The 21087-nt window shown below is 50.5% G+C and carries 16 protein-coding genes; 12 read left to right on the forward strand and 4 right to left on the reverse strand.

The features are described 5' to 3' along the window. Positions 1-216: 216 nt before the first annotated feature. The 8 genes from MCB1EB_RS06060 (at position 217) to MCB1EB_RS06095 (ending at position 7862) form a co-directional block, all read left to right on the forward strand. On the forward strand, positions 217-915 hold the full coding sequence (locus MCB1EB_RS06060) for a beta-ketoacyl synthase chain length factor (protein ID WP_045362103.1): 699 nt from the start codon (positions 217-219) through the stop codon (positions 913-915). Between the two features lie 95 nt (positions 916-1010). Further along, the gene (locus tag MCB1EB_RS06065) at positions 1011-1286 is read left to right on the forward strand and encodes a phosphopantetheine-binding protein (RefSeq protein WP_045362101.1); all 276 of its coding nucleotides are present in this window, start codon (positions 1011-1013) and stop codon (positions 1284-1286) included. Between the two features lie 116 nt (positions 1287-1402). After that, complete coding sequence (locus MCB1EB_RS06070; protein ID WP_045365524.1) at positions 1403-3121, forward strand: ApeI family dehydratase; 1719 nt, start codon at positions 1403-1405, stop codon at positions 3119-3121. 64 nt (positions 3122-3185) lie between these two features. After that, positions 3186-4799, forward strand: coding sequence for an HAL/PAL/TAL family ammonia-lyase (locus MCB1EB_RS06075; protein WP_081953449.1), 1614 nt, complete (start codon positions 3186-3188; stop codon positions 4797-4799). Continuing rightward, positions 4792-5229 carry an acyl-CoA thioesterase gene (locus MCB1EB_RS06080; RefSeq protein ID WP_174232248.1) on the forward strand — a complete coding sequence of 146 codons (438 nt, stop codon included), beginning with the start codon at positions 4792-4794 and terminating at the stop codon, positions 5227-5229. Before MCB1EB_RS06075 ends, MCB1EB_RS06080 begins: the two co-directional genes overlap by 8 nt. Positions 5230-5259: 30 nt before the next feature. Further along, on the forward strand, positions 5260-6435 hold the full coding sequence (locus MCB1EB_RS06085) for a beta-ketoacyl-[acyl-carrier-protein] synthase family protein (protein ID WP_045362093.1): 1176 nt from the start codon (positions 5260-5262) through the stop codon (positions 6433-6435). A gap of 66 nt (positions 6436-6501) precedes the next feature. Then, positions 6502-6975: a hotdog family protein gene (locus MCB1EB_RS06090; protein WP_232034090.1), complete on the forward strand. Its 474-nt coding sequence runs from the start codon at positions 6502-6504 to the stop codon at positions 6973-6975. Positions 6976-7136: 161 nt separating this feature from the next. Continuing rightward, on the forward strand, positions 7137-7862 hold the full coding sequence (locus tag MCB1EB_RS06095; protein ID WP_045362092.1) for a 3-ketoacyl-ACP reductase FabG2: 726 nt from the start codon (positions 7137-7139) through the stop codon (positions 7860-7862). Between the two features lie 4917 nt (positions 7863-12779). Here MCB1EB_RS06095 and MCB1EB_RS06105 read toward each other — a convergent pair. Further along, entirely contained in the window at positions 12780-12977 is a 198-nt protein-coding gene (locus tag MCB1EB_RS06105) for a hypothetical protein (RefSeq protein ID WP_197721970.1), read from the reverse strand. A 438-nt stretch (positions 12978-13415) separates the two neighbouring features. Between MCB1EB_RS06105 and MCB1EB_RS06110 the strand changes: the two genes are divergently transcribed. Together MCB1EB_RS06110 and MCB1EB_RS06115 are read left to right on the forward strand one after the other, a co-directional pair. Next, entirely contained in the window at positions 13416-14528 is a 1113-nt protein-coding gene (locus MCB1EB_RS06110) for a branched-chain amino acid ABC transporter substrate-binding protein (RefSeq protein ID WP_045362089.1), read from the forward strand. A gap of 104 nt (positions 14529-14632) precedes the next feature. Next, a complete protein-coding gene (locus MCB1EB_RS06115) occupies positions 14633-15811 on the forward strand; it encodes an HlyD family secretion protein (protein ID WP_045362085.1) in 1179 nt (392 codons plus the stop codon). 100 nt (positions 15812-15911) lie between these two features. Here MCB1EB_RS06115 and MCB1EB_RS06120 read toward each other — a convergent pair whose 3' ends face one another. After that, a complete protein-coding gene (locus tag MCB1EB_RS06120; protein WP_034957232.1) occupies positions 15912-16112 on the reverse strand; it encodes a DUF1127 domain-containing protein in 201 nt (66 codons plus the stop codon). A 324-nt stretch (positions 16113-16436) separates the two neighbouring features. Between MCB1EB_RS06120 and mutS the strand changes: the two genes are divergently transcribed. Further along, positions 16437-19040, forward strand: a complete 2604-nt coding sequence (gene mutS, locus MCB1EB_RS06125; RefSeq protein WP_045365514.1) for a DNA mismatch repair protein MutS — start codon at positions 16437-16439, stop codon at positions 19038-19040. Between the two features lie 82 nt (positions 19041-19122). Here mutS and MCB1EB_RS06130 read toward each other — a convergent pair whose 3' ends face one another. Continuing rightward, the gene (locus MCB1EB_RS06130) at positions 19123-19701 is read right to left on the reverse strand and encodes an FKBP-type peptidyl-prolyl cis-trans isomerase (protein WP_045365512.1); all 579 of its coding nucleotides are present in this window, start codon (positions 19699-19701) and stop codon (positions 19123-19125) included. Positions 19702-19959: 258 nt separating this feature from the next. Between MCB1EB_RS06130 and MCB1EB_RS06135 the strand changes: the two genes are divergently transcribed. Then, entirely contained in the window at positions 19960-20202 is a 243-nt protein-coding gene (locus MCB1EB_RS06135; RefSeq protein ID WP_045362084.1) for a hypothetical protein, read from the forward strand. 59 nt (positions 20203-20261) lie between these two features. Here MCB1EB_RS06135 and MCB1EB_RS06140 read toward each other — a convergent pair whose 3' ends face one another. Further along, positions 20262-21041 (reverse strand): NlpB/DapX family lipoprotein, encoded by a 780-nt coding sequence (locus MCB1EB_RS06140; protein ID WP_052393612.1) that lies wholly within the window; start codon positions 21039-21041, stop codon positions 20262-20264. Between the last annotated feature and the right edge of the window lie 46 nt (positions 21042-21087).

Genomic DNA, 21087 nt, shown 5'->3' on the forward strand with positions numbered 1-21087 from the left:
CAAGTCTTGATTAAGAGCGGTTAAACAGCTTCTTTAGCCACCCCTCAACGCTCTTCGGCGCGAGCGTATAAGCTAATAAGAGTGGGGTCGATGGCGTTGAGGCGTTGTGCTTCCAGAATAACGAGTTGGCGAGGACAGAGCTTTTCGAGTTTGGTATGATAGAAAATTGTTTTGCGCTGAATTTATCCCTGTTTTTTTATCTTATCCTGATTAAACATGCCTGATTTAGCTTGGTCATTGCCTGTTGCCCGTTGGTCTGCATGGAATGCAGAAACATCGGCTGCGCTCGAGGTGAGTTTTATTGAGCCGATGTTGCGGCGGCGTTTGAGCACGCTCTCGAAGATGGGGCTCAAAGTAGCACATGATTGCGCGCCAGTAGATCAACCGGTGCGAGTGATCTTCGCTTCTCGTCATGGGGAATCACGCCGCACCACGGAGTTGCTCAAAGCACAAGCGCGGGATCCTATGCAGCCTTTATCGCCGAATGCGTTCAGTCTTTCGGTTTTGAATGCGGCCGCTGGTGTTTTTAGTATGATGCGGGGTGACCATTCAAATGCCACCGCCTTAGCGGCTGGCTCTGAGACACTGGGTTACGCATTGCTCGAAGCGTTTGCACAGTACGCCTCTGATCCTCAGGCGCCGGTGTTGGTGATCTATGCGGACGAACCGCCTGACCCAATTTATGCTTCGGTCGACGATACCGATGCGCCGTCTGGCGCACTGGCGCTTTGGATCGCCGACGATGCGCCAGGCGTGCTTGAATGCCGGGTGCGTAGCAGTGAGCAGGCGCCAGATCGCCCGCGCTACCCACGTCAATTGAGTGCCGCTTTGCATTGCCTTGAAACACATCAACCCACTTGCTGGGAAGACGCCCGATCGAACTGGTCCTGGCATTGGCGTGATAGAAAAGCATAATTGCTATTGACTGATATGCAACGGGACTCTCTTTCAACGCATGAAATTTAGCGTGATTTTGATAGAGAATTAATCTAAACAACACTGGAGAGACCATGACTGCTTTAAAACTTGAGATCAAACAGCTTTTGATTGACGCACTTAATCTTGAGGATTTGACCTTAGCGGATATCGGCGACGATACGCCTCTTTTTGACACCGATGGTATTGGGCTCGATTCGATTGATGCACTGGAGATTGGGATTGCGCTGCGCAAGAAATATCAGTTGCAAATCGAAACCACGGATAGTCGTATGCGCGAACATTTCCGTTCGGTAAGTACATTGGCTGATTGGGTTACAAGTCAGCTTAATGCGTCGCCTGAGTCATAAAGCGTTTTTTGAGAGATGACCAAACCTTGGTTTGGCATTGAGTTGCTTAAGGCAGTGCTGATCAGCTTTTGCTAGATGCACTGACTGGTGTGTCACAACGGCCCACTTTATTTCGCATGACCACACCTTTACATTTGCTATTCAGTCACGATTGCGTTGCTACCCGCCCAGTATGTATTGACGGTGATCATATGCTTGACTGGCGTTTCTTTACCGAACGTACCTGTGCTGCGGTGCGCGCTCTAGGCAGCGAGCGCCATCGGCACAGCACGCGTTGGGCATTGTGTTTGAGCGATCCATTTGAGTTTGCCTGTGGATTATTTGCGTTGCTGGCAGCAGGCAAACAGATCGTACTGCCGTCCAATCATAAGCCAGCAGCGCTCTTGCCGCTCGCGGGCTTATACGATAGCGTGCTGGATGATCTAGACGGTTTGCTTGCCAACGGGGCCGGTGGTCCGTGTGCCAAGTTAAGGATTGATCCGCGTGCGCCACTGAGTCTTGTCACTTCGGGCAGTAGTGGCGTACCGAAGGTTATCCAGAAAACACTGGCACAGTTTGAGGCGGAAATTCATACGTTGGCTACTCTGTGGGGTACGGTGATGCGGGGTGTCACCGTGGTCGCTAGCGTACCGCATCACCATATTTATGGTTTGCTGTTTCGTTTGTTATGGCCGCTTGCTGCAGGTCAACCGTTTGATCGCATGACCTGTGTTGAACCCGCGGATGTGCGGGCCCGGCTGGCTGCGTTGCAGAATACGGTTTTGGTGTCGAGCCCAGCGCAGTTGACGCGTTGGCCCTCACTGATTAACCTAACCCAGCTTACGCCGCCACCAGGACTGATTTTTTCATCGGGTGGCCCGCTGCCAGCTGAGACCGCCGCTATCTATACGCAAGCGTTTGGTGCTGCGCCAATCGAAGTGTATGGTAGTACTGAAACCGGTGGTATTGCTTGGCGTTGTCAGCCTCAAGCAACGCATCAAAATGAGGTGAGCGACGCCTGGACGCCCATGCCAGCGATTGATGTGCGGTGTGATACCGAGGGCGCATTGCAGTTGCGTTCGCCACATCTGCCTGACGATCAATGGTGGCGCATGGAGGATGCAGTGCAGATCGAGGCTGATGGACGCTTTCGTTTACGGGGCCGGCTGGATCGAATTATTAAGCTCGAAGAAAAACGTGTCTCCTTACCTGAGCTAGAGCACGTGCTGATGCGTCACCCGTGGGTTAAGCAAGCCGCAGTTGCGCCGCTTAATGGCGCGCGGATGACGCTTGGCGCGCTGCTAACTTTAACTGAAGAAGGGATACAGGCATGGCGTAGCGCTGCTAGCCGTCGGTTCATCACGCAGGCTTTACGCCGTTATTTAGCTGAGTATTTTGATGGGGTCGTATTGCCGCGTCATTGGCGCTTTTGCATGCAGTTGCCTTTTGATGAGCGAGGAAAATTGTCAGTGACTCAACTTGCCACGCGCTTCGCAACCCATCCACTGCAACCTGAGGTGCTAGCTGAGTGGTGCGATGACAATACGGCGCTGCTTGAGCTACATGTGCCAGCAACATTAATTCATTTTAGCGGCCATTTTCCGGGGTTGCCGATCTTGCCGGGCGTGGTCCAGATCGATTGGGTTGTCCGCTATGCCGCACATTATTTTGCAAGGTGTAATGGCTTCCAGACACTTGAGCAGATTAAATTCCTCTCTATGGTGCGTCCAGGCACCACGCTGCGACTCGCGCTCGCGCATGATCCCGAGCGCGCGCGGATTACCTTTCGCTACTATGTGGGTGAACGTGATTATGCAACGGGCCGGATTGTTTATAGTAAGAGCGCTGTGGTATAGATTTGCTAGTTCTTAGCAAAGTGAATGAAATATATAACGTATATCGAACGAACCAGTGAATGAAATGTATAACGTAGATCAAACAACCCATGAAAAAGTAGGTAAAACCCTTGAGCATATCGTCGTCGGTGCACGCCGGGTCACGCTTGAGGAGGTGCTGGCAGTTGCTGAACGCGGCGCAGAAGTGCGGCTTGCCGATCAGGCGGCATTTCGTGAACGGATTGAGCGTGGCGCCCACTATTTGCGCACCTGCCTGGCTAGTGGCGCGACAGTTTACGGCGTGAATACGGGCTATGGAGACGCGTGCGAGGTCAGCGTGCCGCCTGCATTGGTGGCATCATTACCGTTGCAACTAACCCGTTATCACGGCTGTGGTATGGGCGAATATTTAGAGACAGATGCAACGCTGGCGGTCATGGTGGCGCGTCTCAACTCGCTGGCGCATGGCTATTCTGGCGTGCGCTGGGAACTGCTTGACACGCTCATGCAGCTGATTAACCAGCGGGTGTTACCGCGTATTCCAGCTGAGGGTTCAGTGGGCGCAAGTGGCGATTTAACACCCCTTTCTTATGTCGCTGCAGCGCTTATTGGTGAGCGTGAAGTCTCGCATCGTGGCCAGCTGCGTGCGGCGAGCGATGTGCTCGCTGAGCTTGGCATTGCGCCGCTTGTGCTGGCGCCGAAAGAAGGACTTGCACTAATGAATGGGACTGCGGTCATGACGGGCTTAGCCTGCCTTGCCTGGCGTCGGGCTGACTATCTGACGCGTTTGGCGTGCCGGCTGACGGCACTCACTACCGTTGCCTTGAATGGACGCGCAGCTCATTTTGATGCTCGACTGTTTGAGGCTAAACCCCATATAGGGCAAGGCGAGGCGGCAGCGTGGATTCGCGCGGATCTAAGCGGCCGCACGGACAGCAGTGCGCAGCGTGTGCAAGATCGATATTCGGTGCGCTGCGCACCGCATGTGATTGGTGTTGCGCGTGATGCGCTGAGCTGGATCCGGCGTGATATTGAAAATGAATTGAATAGTGCCAATGACAATCCATTGATTGATCCAGACGATGAATGCGTGTTGCACGGTGGCAATTTCTATGGCGGCCATATTGCATTTGCAATGGATGCGCTGAAGGTTGCAGTGGCGAATTTAGCGGATTTAATGGATCGCCAGCTTGCATTGCTGGTTGATGACAAATTCAATCATGGTTTGCCGCGTAACCTATCTGGCAGTACGGGTGAGCGCGCGGCGATCAATCATGGCTTTAAGGCCGTGCAAATCAGTGCATCTGCTTGGACCGCCGAAGCCCTCAAATTGACAATGCCGGCGAGTGTGTTTTCACGCTCAACGGAATCCCATAATCAAGATAAAGTAAGCATGGGTACGATCGCCGCCCGCGACTGTTTACGGGTGCTGACGTTGACGGAACAAGTTGCGGCTGCGCATACGCTAGCCACGGTGCAAGCCGCCACCTTGCGTTTGCGTGACTCAGCGCTACCGATGCCGCCTGCTGTATTAACGGAGTTCATGAAAATGTCTGCAACCCACTCGGCTTTCGTCGATGAAGATCGGGCGCTTGAGTTTGATTTGCGTGCGACTGCAGATTGGATCCGCGCAGGGGCGGCCCCTCTCTATACAGATTTGGCGAGCGCTCAAGGTCAGACAGGTAAATATGATGGCTAAGCAGATCACTCAAACTGTGCTAACTGCTACGGTCGGCATTGAAGTGCCATTTCATGATATTGATTCGATGAATATCTGTTGGCACGGCCATTACGTCAAGTATTTTGAAATCGCGCGTAGCGCATTGCTGCGTAGTTTCGAGTATGACGCGATGCGCTTATCAAACTATCTGTGGCCGGTGGTTGAATGTCGGCTGAAATATTTGCGACCTGCTCGCTATGGCCAGTTGCTGGACGTAAGCGCTAAGCTCGTCGAATATGAAAGCCGGCTTAAAATCGGTTATTTAATTACGGACCGGGAAAGTGGCGCGCAGCTGACAAAAGGTTATACGATTCAAGTGGCAGTGGATGCACAGACTCAAGCATTGCAGTTTGTATTACCACGCGAGCTATTGGATAAATTAGAGCCGATGCTCTCTGCCGTTTGCTGAGTGTGTTCACCCCTATCCCTAGAATGCTTGATGAATAAACCCCGCTACTATTTAAGTGCCCTTGGCATGATCAATGCGCTGGGTAATAATCTAGCCGTGATTGCCCGTCGCTTAGCTGAGGGCGATACTTCGAGTATGGTCACTGCACCGGTGAGTGATGCGTTTGGCAGCTTGCCTGTAGGTCGAGTGAGCCAAGCGTTGCCAGCACCGCCGGCGGCGTTGGTGCGCGATGACTGTCGTAGCAACCGCCTATTACTAGCTGCCTTGGCAACCATAGAAATCGAGCTTGAACAGGTATTGTCTCGCTATGGCCGCTCCCGGATTGGCGTGGTGTTGGGTACGACAACTTCGGGCATTGTCGCAGGCGAAACCATGCTCGCTGAATGGGCCGCCGGTCGGGCAGCACCTGCCGGCTATGACTACCAGCAAGTTGAAATCGGTGCAGCTGCGCCATTCTTGGCTAAAGTACTTGATGTGACAGGCCCTGCGTATACTATTTCGACGGCTTGCACCTCAAGCGCAAAAGTCTTCGCGGTGGCCCGCCGGTGGTTACAGGCTGATTTATGTGATGCCGTTGTATTGGGTGGGGTAGATACGCTGAGTAGTTTGACCTTGGGTGGTTTTAGTGCTTTAGAGTCGATCAGTCCGCAGCGCGCTAATCCAATGAGTCGCAATCGCCGTGGGATTAACCTTGGTGAAGGGGCGGCCCTTTTTATTATGAGCCGTGATGAAGCGCCGATTGCACTTTTGGGTGTAGGCGAAGCAAGTGATGCGTATCATATTTCTGCGCCTGATCCACAAGGGGGCGGCGCTGAAATGGCCTTGCGCGCGGCACTTGCCGATGCGGCGCTCACTCCATCTCAAATTGGCTACGTCAATCTGCATGCGACCGCTACTCCAAAAAATGACGAAATGGAAAGCCGCGTAATGCAGCGTGTGTTTCCGGCTGGTGTGCCGACCAGTGGCACTAAGCCATTGGTCGGGCATTTGCTGGGAGCAGCAGGTGCAACTGAGCTGGGTTTTTGCTGGCTGCTACTCAATGGTATGACGCCCTCTTTGCCGCCGCATATCTGGGATGGGGAAGCTGATCCGCAACTGCCACAGCTTGATTTGGTACAGCTTGGGCAAGGTTTGCGGCAGCGGACCTGCATGAGTAATTCGTTTGCCTTTGGTGGCAGCAATGTCAGTCTTATCATTGGCGGCTGATTTTTTTATGGGATTTTGAGGTGAGTGGTAGATGGAGCGATTAAGGTGAGCGATAAAATGTTGGCCATGAACTCCCCTCATGGGTTTCCTGAGATTGAAACTTTACTGCCGCATCGCGGCACAATGTTATTGCTTGACCGGGTCACGGCTTTTGCCAACGAAACGCTCAGTGCTGAGTATCAAGTGCGTGGCGACGCTTGGTATGCTGATCCTGACGCACGCATGCCAGCATGGATTGGTCTCGAATTAATGGCGCAGGCCATGGCCGCCCATGCGAGCTTATCTGCTAAAGCCAATGGTGGACCGCCACAACCTGGTGTGCTATTAGGTTCACGCCAGTATCAGGCCTTTTGTGAAGCGTTCGAGGCGAATACATTACTGAAAGTAGATGTTCAACAAATATTAGCGTTAGCTGATGGTAACCGGGCGTATGACTGCGCGTTGTGGCAGGATGCTGAGCTCGCGGCCAAGGCTGTACTAAAAGTGTTCCAGCCGCCGGATTTTTCGGCTTTTATGCATCAGCATAGTAGTTCTAGTTGAATCAGCGCTCCCCTGCTTTTTTCCCATCGCCTGATTGAGGTTAACAGGAGCGTGGGATAGCGCCTCGCAGCTGACGCTGATTAAAAGTGCTGTACGGATGTAAAAATATTGCACGAATGATTAAAATTGCAGCGATTTAGAATTCCTGAGGAGTCAATTAAATGAGACGCCGCGTATTAGTGACAGGGGCAAGCCGAGGTATTGGCCGCGCTATTGCCGAGCAGCTCGCCTCTGATGGTTTTGCGCTAACGATCCACGCTCATAGTGGCTGGACTGAAGCGCAAGCAGTGGTGGCAGGCATTGTGGCGCAGGGCGGGCAAGCCCAGGCACTGCGCTTTGATGTGCGTGAGCGCGCGCTATGCTCGAAGATACTGACAGAGGATGTGGCGGCCCACGGAGCTTATTATGGCATTGTGTGTAATGCAGGCGTGGTACGCGATGCGGTTTTCCCTGCGCTAAGCGGTGAGGACTGGGATACGGTAATTGATACGAGCCTTGATGGTTTTTACAATGTTGTACATCCGCTCACGATGCCTATGGTGCGCGCGAAAGCCGGCGGGCGCATTATTACGATCTCGTCAGTGTCTGGCATGATTGGCAACCGTGGACAGGTGAACTACAGCGCTGCCAAAGCAGGCTTAATCGGAGCAAGCAAAGCGTTGGCACTAGAGCTCGCAAGCCGTGCGATCACAGTCAATTGCGTTGCTCCCGGCATTATTGCAACTGAGATGATCAATACGGAATTGCGCGAGCAAGCCTCAAAAGAAGTGCCGATGAAGCGGGTAGGAACTCCTTCTGAAGTTGCCGCATTAGTCAGTTTTTTAATGTCTGATGCAGCAGCTTATATTACACGTCAGGTCATTGGTGTGAATGGTGGGATTGTTTAAGCTGCGGGAGACTTAGGCCCTTGGCGGGTTGAACTCCGGTAGCGTATCAATCCGATCACTGATTTTGAGCCTGTCAGAAACTTTAAAATCGATCCGACAAATGTCAGGCTTCCCGAATTTAACCGAAAAGCCAGCAAAGTTTTGCTTGCCGAGATTGCCGAAGTCAACACCTTCAACATCGGTGCCTGCCTGGGCACTTGAAACGGAAACGCGTTACCGCCAAGTTACAGGATTCTCAGAAAGAACTATCATCTTCCCTTCCTTTCTTTCTATTTATCCCTAAAGAAATTGAACTTATAGAATGGGCTCTTTTTTTCGAAGGAAATTCAGCATCAGGTATTTCCTCCTCAACAAGTTCTCCCTCAGGCCAGATTCCATCAGGCTCTGCCGATGAGAGCAATAATTCATTCCCAGTTAAGCTACTAAAAAAGCCTGATTGTTTTCCCTGCTCTAAATCAGCCCAAAACTCACTCTGAATGCAATTAATATCCTCTACATTTAAATCCAAGCTTTCTTGAATCGACATGCTAGCTAAATTCGAGGCATTTTGAGACAGTTTTTCTGAATAGCAATTTGTATCTGATTCTACAAGACCCTCTTTCTCTGAAGATATTTCATAAAGCTTATCCGATTTAGATAATAAACCGTCCGAATCCCCTTCCAAAAATATTTCACTCACTCCACCTGATTCAAAGGAAAACTCATCATCCCCTTCTAAGTCCCAATACCCTGGCTTCCCCCTTTGCTCTAACAGCCTCTTATTCTTTTCGCTTAGCCCTTTTACTCCGTCCACTAATATACCTCTCACGTTCAGTTCTTTATGCCATGATGTCCAATCCAGCTGCACTTTATACCCTTCTACTTCTTTTTTAATCGACCACTGGCGCACTACACCATCATCACTGCCTGTCAACAGATAAGATTCCTCGTGCTTCCCTTTCCAGCCTACGCTATTGAAACCCCAATTAAATCCGTCTATAATTCTTAAACACTCTCCAGATGCGGCCTCCCACAGCCGCACCGTCTTATCATAACTCCCCGACGCTAGCTGCAAACCGCTCGGCGAATACACCACGCTCTTCACACTGCTTGTATGACCGTCTAAGGTGCGAACCTCGGCTCCGCTTTGCAGGTCCCATATCCTCACCGCCCTACCATCCAACTTTCTCCCCCACAACGCTAGGTGTGAGCCGCTCGGCGAATATGTTATGCGATTACCATAGCCTTCTAGGGTATAAACCAAAGCTCCGCTTTGCAGATCCCATATACGCACAGTCTCACTATCACTCCCCGACGCTAGTTGCAAACCGCTCGGCGAATACGCCACACTAGTCACACCTCCTGTGTGGTTTTCTAAGGTGTGAACCAACTCTCCGCTATACGCGTCCCACAGCCGGATCGTATTGTCATAACTGCCCGAGGCGATCTGCTCCCCGCTCGGCGAATATGCCACACTAGTCACTGCGTATCTGTGGCCTTCTAAGGTGTGAACCAACGCTCCGCTTTGCAGGTCGCATACCTGCACCTCGTAACCATTCACCGACGCTAGCTGCAAACCGCTCGGCGAATACACCACACCACTCACATTGATGTAGCCTTCTAAGGCGTGGACCAGCGCTCCGCTATGCGCGTCCCACAGCTGGACCGTATTATCCCAACTGCCCGAGGCGATCTGCTCCCCGCTTGGCGAATACGCCACACTATTCACACTGCTTGTGTGGCCTTCTAAAGCGTAAGCCAGAACTCTACTTTGCACCTCCCACAGCCGCACCATATTATCAGCCTGCGACATTAAATTCTCACCCCTCGATGCTAGCTGCAAACCGCTTGGCGAATATGCCACACTACTCACACTGCTTGTGTGGCCTTTTAAGGTGTGGACCAGCGCTCCGCTTTGAGAGTCCCAAAGACGGATGGCGTTATCATCGCCCCCCGACGCTAGCTGCAAACCATTCGGCGAATACGTCACACTATTCACACTGCTTGTATGGCCTTTTAAGGTGTGGACCAGCGCTCCGCTTTGAGAGTCCCAAAGACGGATGGCGTTATCATCGCCCCCCAACGCTAGCTGCAAACCACTCGGCGAATACGCCATGCTACTAACGTTCGTCGAATAGAGTAGCTTAACACTTCCTGTATAGCCTTCTAAGGTGTGAACCAAGGCTCCGCTTTGCGGGTCCCATAACAACACCGTATGACCTTTACACTCTGACGCTAGCTGCAAACCGCTCGGCGAATACAGCACGCTCTTAATCTCCCTTGTATGGCCTTCTAAGGTGCGAAACAGGGCTCCGTTTTGTGTGTCCCACAGCCGTACCGTCTTATCATCACTCCCCGACGCTAGTTGCAAACCGCTCAGCGAATACACCACGCTATTCACTCTGCTTGTATGACCGTCTAAGGTGCGAAACAGCGCTCCGATTTGTGTGTCCCACAGCCGCACCGTCTTATCATCACTCCCCGACGCTAGTTGCAAACCGCTCGGCGAATACACCATGCTAGTAACCCAGCCCGTATGGCCTTCTAAGGTGTGAAGCAGCGCTCCGCTTCGCGGGTCCCACAGCCGCACTGTCTTATCATCACTCCCCGACGCTAGCTGCAAACCGCTCGGCGAATACATCACGCTCCCAATAACGTTTGTATGGCCTTTTAAGGTATGCATCTTTTCCCAATTCGAAGTCCAATACACTCTGATCTTTCCGTTCGCAAGACCTACCACGTAGTTTTCCCCATCCGGTGAATAAGCACATGATTCCACATTGCTGTCTTCTTCCAGATAAGGCCATTCTCCAAACTGCACATCCGCCATCTGCGCCCCACTCAAATTCGCCTCTCGCAGCCAGCTCGTGCGAAGATTCACCCCCCTCAAATCCGATCCTTGCAGCTGAGCTGAGTCGAATACACCATAACTCAAATCCGCCCCAGGTATCCGGACTCCATTTAAATCCGCTCCGTTAAACTGTATCCCTGCTCTCACCAAGATCGTGATCGCATTCGCAGCACCCACTGTCACAGGAGTGTTAGGGTTTTTAGAGGATTCTATCCATGCATGCAAATGTGCTTTAAAGCTAGGATATTGCTTAACCCGTTCTGCTAAAAAATCGAGAATCAGCGGTTCATCCACTACCAAGAATCGATTCAACACTGCATTAATGGCCGGCTGAGCACTGTTAAATTGCGGCCCACAAATCGCTCGTGCCACACAATAATCCTGGATCGATTTATGGATAAACCAGTACTGATCTCCTTGACGGATTAACGGCGCATTAAAACGCAGCAGTCGCGCTTTTTCAGAGTTCCCTAAAAATTCCTTACGCCAATCATCTTCACGCTTACCATCAACTGCCTCTGAATACATCACTACCACAGCTTGCGCTCGATGCAGCCCTATCGCCAAATCTTGGCTAAACTTGATTCCATGTGCTAAAAAATTCTCTTCATTTAAGCGCTTGAATACTTCTCGTTCTTTATCCGTCAATTCAATATGATGCAAACGCTCTTCTGAGCGACTCCACCAACGTGATATAAATTCGTCATACAATGCAATGCGGGTAATCGGTGCTGTCGATTTGCTTTCAGTTAGACTAGGTAAAAGTTCGAGCGTCATCTTAAGCAAAAAAGGACGGCGAATCGATTCTTTTAAAGCGGGCCAGCTATCTAGCGCGGCTTGGTACCGTTCAAAACTCCACTCTGCGCGCTCGGCATGCTGAATATAATTTTTAATATAAGCCGCCATCCAATCGCCTGAAATTGGAGAAATCCAATACTCTTGTAAAGCAGAGGTTTGGCCCCGTTTCTGAAATTGGCTGCGATAACCATGTCCAAGATACTCGGGGCGCGAACTAATAATGACTTGAGCATTATTCCAGTGATCGAGCTTATTCTGCGTATAAAATGCTTGCATACGATCTTTTATTTCATCGAAGCCATCTAAAATAAAAACCAACCGTTTTTCTTTTCGAAGCACAGCAATCTCTTCTGGCGAAAACTTTTGTTCCAGCAAATAGCTCTCTATTAAATCTTTACAAGACGGCGTATGCTCGGCAAGCGCGATAAAGATTGGGATAGGCGCAGCAGGGGATTGTTGATATTCAACCCAGAGCGTGCGTGTCAAATCTCGATTGAAGGTCGATTTACCCGAACCCGCCTCGCCAAGTAGTAAAAGCACTTTTTTCTTAGACGATAAAAACTCCCGTACTTTATCAATAAGCGTAAATGTAATTTTGCTATCCGCTGTTTCCTGCCCTTCAGAAGGGATATATAATGTGAGGCCGTCTCTTATTTCATCGACTTCTTCGAGCACATTGAGGTAGGCAGCCCTTAGATCTTCAATATGTGTGCCTAATTGGGCCAAAGGTTTGTAACGCGAGGCCTCTGCATGGCCATTCAACTTTTCAAATATCAACTTGGTATTTGAATCGGAAGCCGTTAAGAAAAAGTTCGTTGTGACTGTATGGCTCTCTCCATAGAGTTGATTGCTCACCACACAGTTTTCGCTGGCTTGCACAATGCTCTGTCCCTCTCCGTTCGCTTGCTCATGAGGTGCATCAATCTGTGTCAACAGATTAGAGCGAGTTGAAGTGTTAGAAGTTTGTGGAATTTTAAAACTTGAAATGGGCAACATGCTAGCTACTCCTCTTATAGTTCGTGTTTACTTGCCTTTGAATACACCATTCAACAGTATTGCTTTCACCGAATAAAACTCAATGTCTCGAGCTAGTACATAGACAACTCCAAAACTTCCGAAATTATTCGACTTTTATTCAAAGTTTTACTAGCGCAATTTTACGTTAAATTTGCTTCGGAAAATTCATGCTTAATTCGCCTTAATAAGACCTAAAAACCCATAATTTGGCTATTGCTCCGAAGCAGAAAATGTATCTTCTCGATAACCCGGGGCGAACGTCAGCAAACTTCTTAAGCGGAGGCAGCAATACGTTGTTCGGCGAGATGAGGAAGAAGCGGGATTTGATCGCTGCATGAAATGCGGTCGGTGAGGTAATCCCAGAACGAGATACTCAGCTTGCGGCAGGTCTTCTTTAGGCTGGAGAAAGTATCGCGACATTGCTGCCCGAGCTCGCTTCGCGTGCCGCCACTGATCTTTTGCTTTTTCACGTGATCGCGAATGGCGCGTTCACTGTCGTTAGTATGGCGTGGCGTTGACTACCTTTTGAATTGACCCAAAAAAGTTTTTTGCATAAATGTCAATCAAATCGAGCAACGGCAAACCTCACAATCTCCCAAAATACGACGATACCTCATATACGGAAAGAAGCCAGCGCCGCTTTTAGAAGTCACGCATCATTTATGCTACATTCAGCATATGATGGGGGGTCAATATATAAAATGACGTCAGCTAAACTACGCTTGGTTATCTCAATCTGAGACAGTTGTAAGTAAACTTGGCAAAGAATGAGACGTTACGTGCCAAACGCTTAAAAACTCTGCATTCGCTAGCACTGTAGTACGATTAAGCCATAAAACCATCAGGAGAATGGAGGAGCAATGGAACGGTTTTTTAAACACATAAACCCCATCCTGCTAGCAGGATGGATGCTGGGCATCAGTTGCAGCGCCGCGGCGCAAAATGCGCAGAATATCGCCGAAATCAAGATTGGATGCGCAGTGCCTATCACTGGCGGACAAGCTCATTACGGCCGAGATTTTCTAAATGGCGTGATTCTTGCAGTTGAAGATTTCAATGCAACTGCACCTGTAATTGAAGGCAAGCCCGTTCGGATCGTACTGCGCATGCAAGATGACCGCGCCGATCCTCAGATGGCTATTAGAGCAGCTAAAAATCTGGTGGATCAAAATATTAAGGGCGTTCTGGGTCATTTTAATTCGGGCACTACCATTCCTGCTTCTCATATTTACGCTCAAGCTGGCATTCCCCAAATCGCCATGGCTTCAGCTCCTCAGTATACCCAACAAGGCTTTAAAACCACCTTTCGCATGCTCGCGTCGGATCTCCAGCAAAGTGCGTCGGTCAGTGCTTATGCCGCCAAAAAACTTAAATTGGAACGCGTCGCGATTGTCGATGACCGCACAACCTATGGTCGGGGTTTAGCCGATCAATTTAAAACCGCCGCCCAAGCCGAGGGCCTCAAAATCGTTGGCCGTGAATATAGTAACGACAAAACGATTGATTTTAAGGCTCTCTTAACTCGCCTCAAGCGGAGTCATCCACAAGCGATTTTTTATGGAGGGGTTGATGCGCAAGCGGCGGCCATGGCGAAACAAATGCGGGCACTGCGTATAAACGCTGTTTTAATGGGTAGCGAAGGGATTAAATCCAAGGCTTTTTTAAAAGTGGCTGGGCCAGCCGCGGAAGGTGTAATAGCCTCATCGATCTGTCTGCCGCTCGATAAAATGCCACGCGGCAAAGAATATGTAGAGAAATATGAAAAACGCTTTCACCAAAAAGTACGGATTTACTCACCTTATGCCTACGATGGCGCGATGGCCATGTTTACTGCAATGAAAACCGCAGATTCAACTGAACCCGAAAAATACTTACCTTACCTGGCTAAAACTGAAATGCCTGCGGTCACAGTAGAAACGCTGGCTTATGATGAGCATGGCGATTTAAAGCAAAGCGAGGCCATCGTCTATAAGGTCGTGCATGGGCAATGGGAGGCTCAGCCTATCATGCATAAAAAATAATCTCGTGTTATCGTTCTTGCTGCAACAACTTCGCTCGAGCATACTGGCTTTAGCCCAAAAAGTAGGATGCTAGAATCCAAATTCGCTTCAAAAAGGAAAAGAATATGAGTGGCACTCAGCGGCAATCTCCTGCCCCAGTGACCGTCAACGAACCGCCCAATCGCAAACGCCAACGCATGTTGCTCACGCTGTGCGCATTCATTGCCAGCGCCGCTATCGGGTATGGCTTATATTATTTTCTGCACTCGCGTTTTTACGAAACCACAGACGATGCCTATGTCAATGGCAGTATCGTCCAAATTACGCCGCAAGTGACTGGCACCGTAGTTGCGGTTTATGCTGACGATACACAACTGATACAGGTCGGCGCGCCCCTGGTGCGGCTCGATTCAGCCGACGCCAAACTCGCGCTAGAAGAAGCCAAAGCAGGACTTGCGCAAGCGGTACGCCAGGTCCGTACACTCTATGCCAGTAATACGACTAACCAAGCTTATCTAGCGCAACGCCAAACTGAGCTCGAGCGGGCGCAAGGTAATTTGCGCCGCCGGCAAGTATTGGCGGAATCGGGGGCGCTATCGGTTGAAGAAATCGAGCATGCCCAAAATACGGTTGCGTCCGCCCGCTCAGCCCTGCGTGTAGCCCAAGAGCAACTCGTCTCAAGCCGCGCGCTTACAGGCCGCACTCAGCTTGCCTCGCATCCGAATGTGCTGACCGCTGCGGCGAAAGTACGCAGCGCTTGGCTGAACGATGCACGTAATACGTTGCCCGCTCCAATTACAGGCTATGTCGCTAAGCGCTCGGTTCAAGTCGGACAACGTGTGGCCCCCGGGACCCCTTTGATGGCGGTGGTGCCGCTCAATCATGTATGGGTTGACGCAAATTTTAAAGAAGTTCAACTTAAACAAATTCGGCTTGGTCAGCCCGTTACGCTAAGCGCAGATATGTACGGCAAATCAGTCGTCTATCACGGCCATGTGGCTGGGTTTTCAGCCGGCACGGGCAGCGCGTTTTCGCTTTTGCCGGCACAAAATGCGACGGGTAATTGGATTAAAGTCGTGCAGCGGCTGCCGGTTAGAATCGCGCTTGATCCTAGCGAGCTAGAACAGCACCCGCTCCGCCTTGGTCTATCGATGCACGCGACGATCGATCTCCATCCGTTGCCTGATGCTAAAGCCGATCCGCTGCAAATACCTTTCTCATATCAAACCAACGTATTCGATCAATCTGGGGCGCAGGCAGAAGAAGAAATTCAACGCATTATTGCGGAGCACTCGAATATATAGTTGATAATATTAGGTTTATATTTATCTTATTTAAACTAAAATATCGATACCTGTTATTTATGATTTACTCAGGTATCGATAAAAATATAAAGTAATAATCTTAGCTGGCTTTATGATGACGATAAGGATCGTTTCTTAACCAATTTGCTAATCTTGGATTTTCCCAGACTTGCGCCCGCGTTAAACCCACGTCTTTTAAGGCTTCATCATCCAACAGCCCTAATGCTGAGCGCGTCCGAGCTAGATCCCATTTATCCCGTAAAGTTTTTAGAATTTTCCCCAGAAAATGCATGACAGACATAACAAACCCCGTTTAGTTAATCGTTTTATAATCAAATCGAAATCAATCGATGGTCTTCTAAGATAATCTATTGTAAATCTTTGTCAAGTTTAGACCGACAACGAAATAAAAAATATCAGCGATTTAAAGTCTAACCCGTAAGGCGTAGTATTTTTGACGCGAGATTCCGCGTCTTAAGTGTCAAACTGGATTAGACTAACGCCTAACAAAAAGCCAGCACGCAAGCCTTTCTTAGACCGAAATATGCATTCTCAGCCACTCAACGAAGACTCTTTTATCTCTAACAACCCGCCCCACTCGCGCGATTTCAGCGGCCATACGCCAATGATGCAGCAATATCTGCGGATTAAGGCTGAGCACCCGCACACCCTAGTTCTGTATCGGATGGGGGATTTTTATGAACTTTTTTTCGAGGATGCGGAAAAAGCCTCGCGCCTACTCGATGTGACGCTCACACAACGCGGCGCATCGTCTGGACAGCCGATCAAAATGGCGGGCGTCCCCTACCATGCGCTTGAGCAATATCTGGCAAAATTGGTCAAACTTGGGGAATCTGTCGCTATTTGCGAGCAAATTGGCGATCCCAATACTTCAAAAGGGCCGGTTGAGCGCAAAGTCATGCGCATTGTCACACCTGGCACCTTGACCGATGCCGCCCTACTCTCGGATAAGCAAGATGCCTGCTTACTGGCTTTTTCGGCAGTGCAAAACCGCCGTAACCGCACCCAGACGCTGGGCCTAGCCTGGCTTAATTTAGCCAGTGGCGCTTTGCGACTGGCCGAGACCAATCCAACTGATTTGCCAGCGCTGCTTGAGAGGATTCGCCCGGCTGAAATTCTTGTCGCTGACAATAGCGCGGCAGCGCCGCCTCATTGGTCTGGCGCATTAACCCGCGTTCCAAGCTGGCATTTCGATCTGGATGCAGGGCATACGCGTTTATGCGAGCAACTGGCTGTCGCCAACCTGGATAGCTTTGGGGTTCATGCGCCCTCTGCCGCCTGTGGCGCAGCGGGCGCGCTATTACTCTATGCCGCCGCCACTCAAGGTCAACAACTGCGCCATGTACGCAGCATACAAGTTGAACAAGAAACGCAATATATTAGTCTTGATCCGGCCACCCGCCGTAATCTTGAACTCACTGAAACCCTGCGTGGCACCGATGCGCCAACCTTGCTCTCAGTGCTAGATACCTGCTGTACCTCAATGGGCAGCAGATTACTGCGCCATTGGCTGCATCACCCCCCCCGCGACGCGCAGATTGCCCAGACCCGGCAACAAGCCGTCACCGCCTGGCTGCAAGTCACGCCGCCTGGCGCGGGCGATGGCTTACTTGAATTACGCCAGAGCCTGCGGCAGATTGCCGATATTGAACGAATTACAGGCCGTATTGCCCTCTTAAACGCCCGCCCGCGCGATTTAGCCAGCCTACGCGATTCATTACAGCAATTGCCAAGCATCAGCGCTCACTTAGCCCCTCTCACTCAATCCGCTGCTTTGCTCACAACGTTAAGCGCAGCGCTGGAGCCTCCGGCTGAGTGCCTGGCTTTACTGCAACAAGCGATTGCCGTTGAGCCGGCGGCACTGATTCGTGATGGCGGCGTGATTGCTAACGGCCACGACGCAGAACTCGATGAGTTACGCTCGATTTCCAAAAATTGCGGTCAGTTTTTACTGGAATTAGAAACTCGTGAGCGCACCCGCACCGGAATTGCGAATTTACGGGTTGAATACAATAAAGTGCATGGCTTTTTTATTGAGGTAACCCGCGGCCAAACGGATAAAGTCCCGGCTGATTATCGGCGCCGACAAACCCTAAAAAACGCGGAGCGTTACATCACTCCAGAGCTCAAGACGTTTGAAGATAAAGCCTTGTCCGCCCAAGAACGCGCCCTCATGCGCGAAAAAACCCTATACGATGAATTGCTGCAAACGCTACTGACTTATATAGCGCAATGCCAACGCATCGCATCCGCTTTGGCTGAACTCGATGTACTGGCGACCTTTGCCGAACGCGCGCGCCTGCATCATTGGACTGCGCCGGAATTAACGCATGAAAGCGGGATTGAAATTGAGCAAGGACGCCACCCCGTAGTAGCGGCGCAAATTGAGCGCTTTATCCCGAACGATTGCCGGCTTTCCGCGCAGCGCAAACTGCTGTTTATCACCGGCCCGAATATGGGCGGCAAATCTACTTTTATGCGGCAAACCGCATTGCTGGTGCTGATGGCTTATATCGGCTCTTATGTACCAGCGCAACGCGCGCGCTTGGGGCCGGTTGACCGGATTTTTACGCGCATTGGCGCAGCCGACGATCTGGCGGGAGGACGTTCAACCTTTATGGTTGAGATGACGGAAGCCGCGACTATTTTGCATCATGCCACTCCGGAGAGCTTAGTGCTGATGGATGAAATTGGCCGCGGCACTTCGACTTTTGATGGCTTAGCGCTGGCCTGGGCGATTGCGCGACATTTACTTAACGTAAACGGTTGTTATACGCTATTTGCCACCCATTACTTTGAGCTGACACAACTCCCTGATGAATTTTCGCAAGCCGCTAATGTACATTTATCTGCGGCCGAGCATCAACAAGGGATTGTGTTTTTACACACCGTCAACGAAGGTCCCGCCAACCAAAGTTATGGTTTACAAGTCGCTCAACTGGCAGGCGTGCCGCCCGGCGTGATTCGCACTGCCCGCAAACACCTGCAACAATTGGAACAGCAGGCATTAAATCGCCCTTCGCCACAATTGGATCTTTTCAATAGCGTTACGCCCACTGTTAGCGAGCCAGACGAGAGAGAATGTGCTGCGCAAATGGAGCACGCCACCCTTAAAAAGTTGCGCGCCCTTAATCCAGAGGAAATGCGGCCGCGTGAAGCGCTGGATCTATTATTTGAATTACATGCGCTAGCGACAGAAACCGAATAAAACAGATACACCCCCAAGGATGCTTAGACATCCAGTGGGGGGAACTCGTATTGAGATTTTAAATTTTTTAGATTTTTAAAGTTTAGTGCAGCAGGGGCGAAGCATCGTCATCCGTTGAATCGGAAGGCAGCAGCTCGAGGCCATCCTCCCCATGCACATGACCATGATCAATTTCTTCAGCCGTTGCAGCGCGCACGTTGATCACTTTTAGCTCAAATCTGAGCGCCATGCCAGCAAGCGGATGGTTGCCATCTAGGACGACATGATCGTCGGCAATATCAGTGACGATGTAGATCGGCAAATCATCTTCGTCATCGTAATCGTCGTCTTTATCTTCCTCTTCATCTTCTTCGCCGTCTTCATCCTCGTCCAGCATGCCCTCAAACTGCATCCCTACTTCCAGCACTTCAGGAAAGCGGCTACGTGGTTCAACGCGTATCAGTTCAGCATCATAATCGCCAAACGCCTCGCTGGGTTCGAGTTGAATTTTAGTTTCAAATCCAAGCTCTTGCCCTTCTAACGCTTTCTCAACCTTTGGAAACACGCCATCATATTCGCCATGCAGATAAACCATCGGCTCACTGCTTTTTTCGATCACAATATCTTGCGCATCAGACAGGGTATAAGAAAGGGACACTACAGTATTTTTTGCAATCTTCATCATTAACTCTCCACAACACAGACGATATTATACGCTGCGAATTTTCATCTGATGCTAAGAAAATATGCGCTATTTGGGTTGTAGCCACGCCGAAAGATTTTGTAACATTGCTAACCGTTCTGCAATAGCGAAGCGGTTAAGGAGCTGATATTGTAGAGCCTGGTGCGATTGGCTAAGTTGCTTTAACGCCTCTCAGCCAGTATTGGATTAAAAAGTAGCACACTCTATTGCCCACTTTAACTGTAAAAGGACGTAATGATGAAAAAAAGCCTACTCCTCGCCTCTTTGATGGCCGCTCTGGTTTTAGCTGCATGTAATAAAGCCAGCGAGCCTGCGGCTAGCGCCTCTAGCGAAACGCCGGCCGTTACAGCGCCTGCTGCGGCAGATGCGGTCGCCACACCGGATACGACTACCCCGCCAACTGAAACCAGCAGCGCCCCGAGTGCCGCTTCTTCAGATACGCCTGCCGCAACTGGCACAACGACACCTGCGGGTCAATAAGCATCAAATCACTATCTCGTTAGTATAGGGGGCCAAGCGCCCCCTACTATCGCTAGCGCTTACTTTACGCTCTGTCGGCGCGCATTAAGGTTAAGCTGCTCCGCCTGCGCAGCAGTCAACCCAAATTGCTCCATCAAGCGCTTCAATAACGCGGTTTCAAGCTCTGGACTACGCGCCCGATCTTGCCAACGCGAGCTTTCTTGGAAGCGGCCAATTAATACTTCTTCCATCCCGCGGTGGGTAATTGAAATGGCCGTTGTGCCGTTGGCATTTTGCTCTACTAACATGCGGAAGCGGTCGCGCATACCGGATGAATATAATTTATCTGCCACTTGGCCAAGCACGCGGCGCAACCAATCATTAGAAATTTGCGCGCGGTTTTCGGTCCAATCGGTCTCCATTAAGCCCATTTCGGGTCGATCTAAAGTCAATGTAAAACCATTGCTTGTCCAAAATGCCCGTAATAATGGCCATAATTGCGTAGGGGTGTAACCTGCCACCACCAGCCAACGTTGATGGTCGTCTGCTTCAACCTGGAGCCTTAAAGAAACCGGCTGGGCGGTACGCCCTAAGAGTTGATTAGGCTTGGCCTGCGCGCGTTGCTCGGTTGTCCCCAACGCCTCGATTTTGGTCTGGGTTAGCGCAGAAAAATATTCGCTATGTTGGAGCGGCGTTAAATCAGCCGGCACCGTAAGCGCAGGCGCTGCTTTCGCGTTTTTATAATCGACGCGATCTGGAGAAAACCATTCGTTGGCTGTGCTACAGCCAGTCAGCGCAGAACTCATTAACAGCGTCACGGTCGCGCACTGGACAAAAAAATAAGGCTTAATATATTTCATCGGATGTGATTTAAAGCGGGCTCGCAGCCGGCAGGTAAACAAGTTT

Origin of the sequence: Mycoavidus cysteinexigens, assembly GCF_003966915.1 — a bacterium.
Lineage (GTDB): Bacteria > Pseudomonadota > Gammaproteobacteria > Burkholderiales > Burkholderiaceae > Mycoavidus > Mycoavidus cysteinexigens.

Coding starts and splice junctions, on each gene's coding strand:
- MCB1EB_RS06060 (WP_045362103.1), top strand. CDS start 217: ATGCCTGATTTAGCTTGGTCATTGCCTGTTGCCCGTTGGTCTGCATGG.
- MCB1EB_RS06065 (WP_045362101.1), top strand. CDS start 1,011: ATGACTGCTTTAAAACTTGAGATCAAACAGCTTTTGATTGACGCACTT.
- MCB1EB_RS06070 (WP_045365524.1), top strand. CDS start 1,403: ATGACCACACCTTTACATTTGCTATTCAGTCACGATTGCGTTGCTACC.
- MCB1EB_RS06075 (WP_081953449.1), top strand. CDS start 3,186: ATGTATAACGTAGATCAAACAACCCATGAAAAAGTAGGTAAAACCCTT.
- MCB1EB_RS06080 (WP_174232248.1), top strand. CDS start 4,792: ATGGCTAAGCAGATCACTCAAACTGTGCTAACTGCTACGGTCGGCATT.
- MCB1EB_RS06085 (WP_045362093.1), top strand. CDS start 5,260: ATGAATAAACCCCGCTACTATTTAAGTGCCCTTGGCATGATCAATGCG.
- MCB1EB_RS06090 (WP_232034090.1), top strand. CDS start 6,502: ATGAACTCCCCTCATGGGTTTCCTGAGATTGAAACTTTACTGCCGCAT.
- MCB1EB_RS06095 (WP_045362092.1), top strand. CDS start 7,137: ATGAGACGCCGCGTATTAGTGACAGGGGCAAGCCGAGGTATTGGCCGC.
- MCB1EB_RS06110 (WP_045362089.1), top strand. CDS start 13,416: ATGCTGGGCATCAGTTGCAGCGCCGCGGCGCAAAATGCGCAGAATATC.
- MCB1EB_RS06115 (WP_045362085.1), top strand. CDS start 14,633: ATGAGTGGCACTCAGCGGCAATCTCCTGCCCCAGTGACCGTCAACGAA.
- MCB1EB_RS06120 (WP_034957232.1), bottom strand. CDS start 16,112: ATGTCTGTCATGCATTTTCTGGGGAAAATTCTAAAAACTTTACGGGAT.
- mutS (WP_045365514.1), top strand. CDS start 16,437: ATGATGCAGCAATATCTGCGGATTAAGGCTGAGCACCCGCACACCCTA.
- MCB1EB_RS06130 (WP_045365512.1), bottom strand. CDS start 19,701: ATGAAGATTGCAAAAAATACTGTAGTGTCCCTTTCTTATACCCTGTCT.
- MCB1EB_RS06135 (WP_045362084.1), top strand. CDS start 19,960: ATGAAAAAAAGCCTACTCCTCGCCTCTTTGATGGCCGCTCTGGTTTTA.
- MCB1EB_RS06140 (WP_052393612.1), bottom strand. CDS start 21,041: ATGAAATATATTAAGCCTTATTTTTTTGTCCAGTGCGCGACCGTGACG.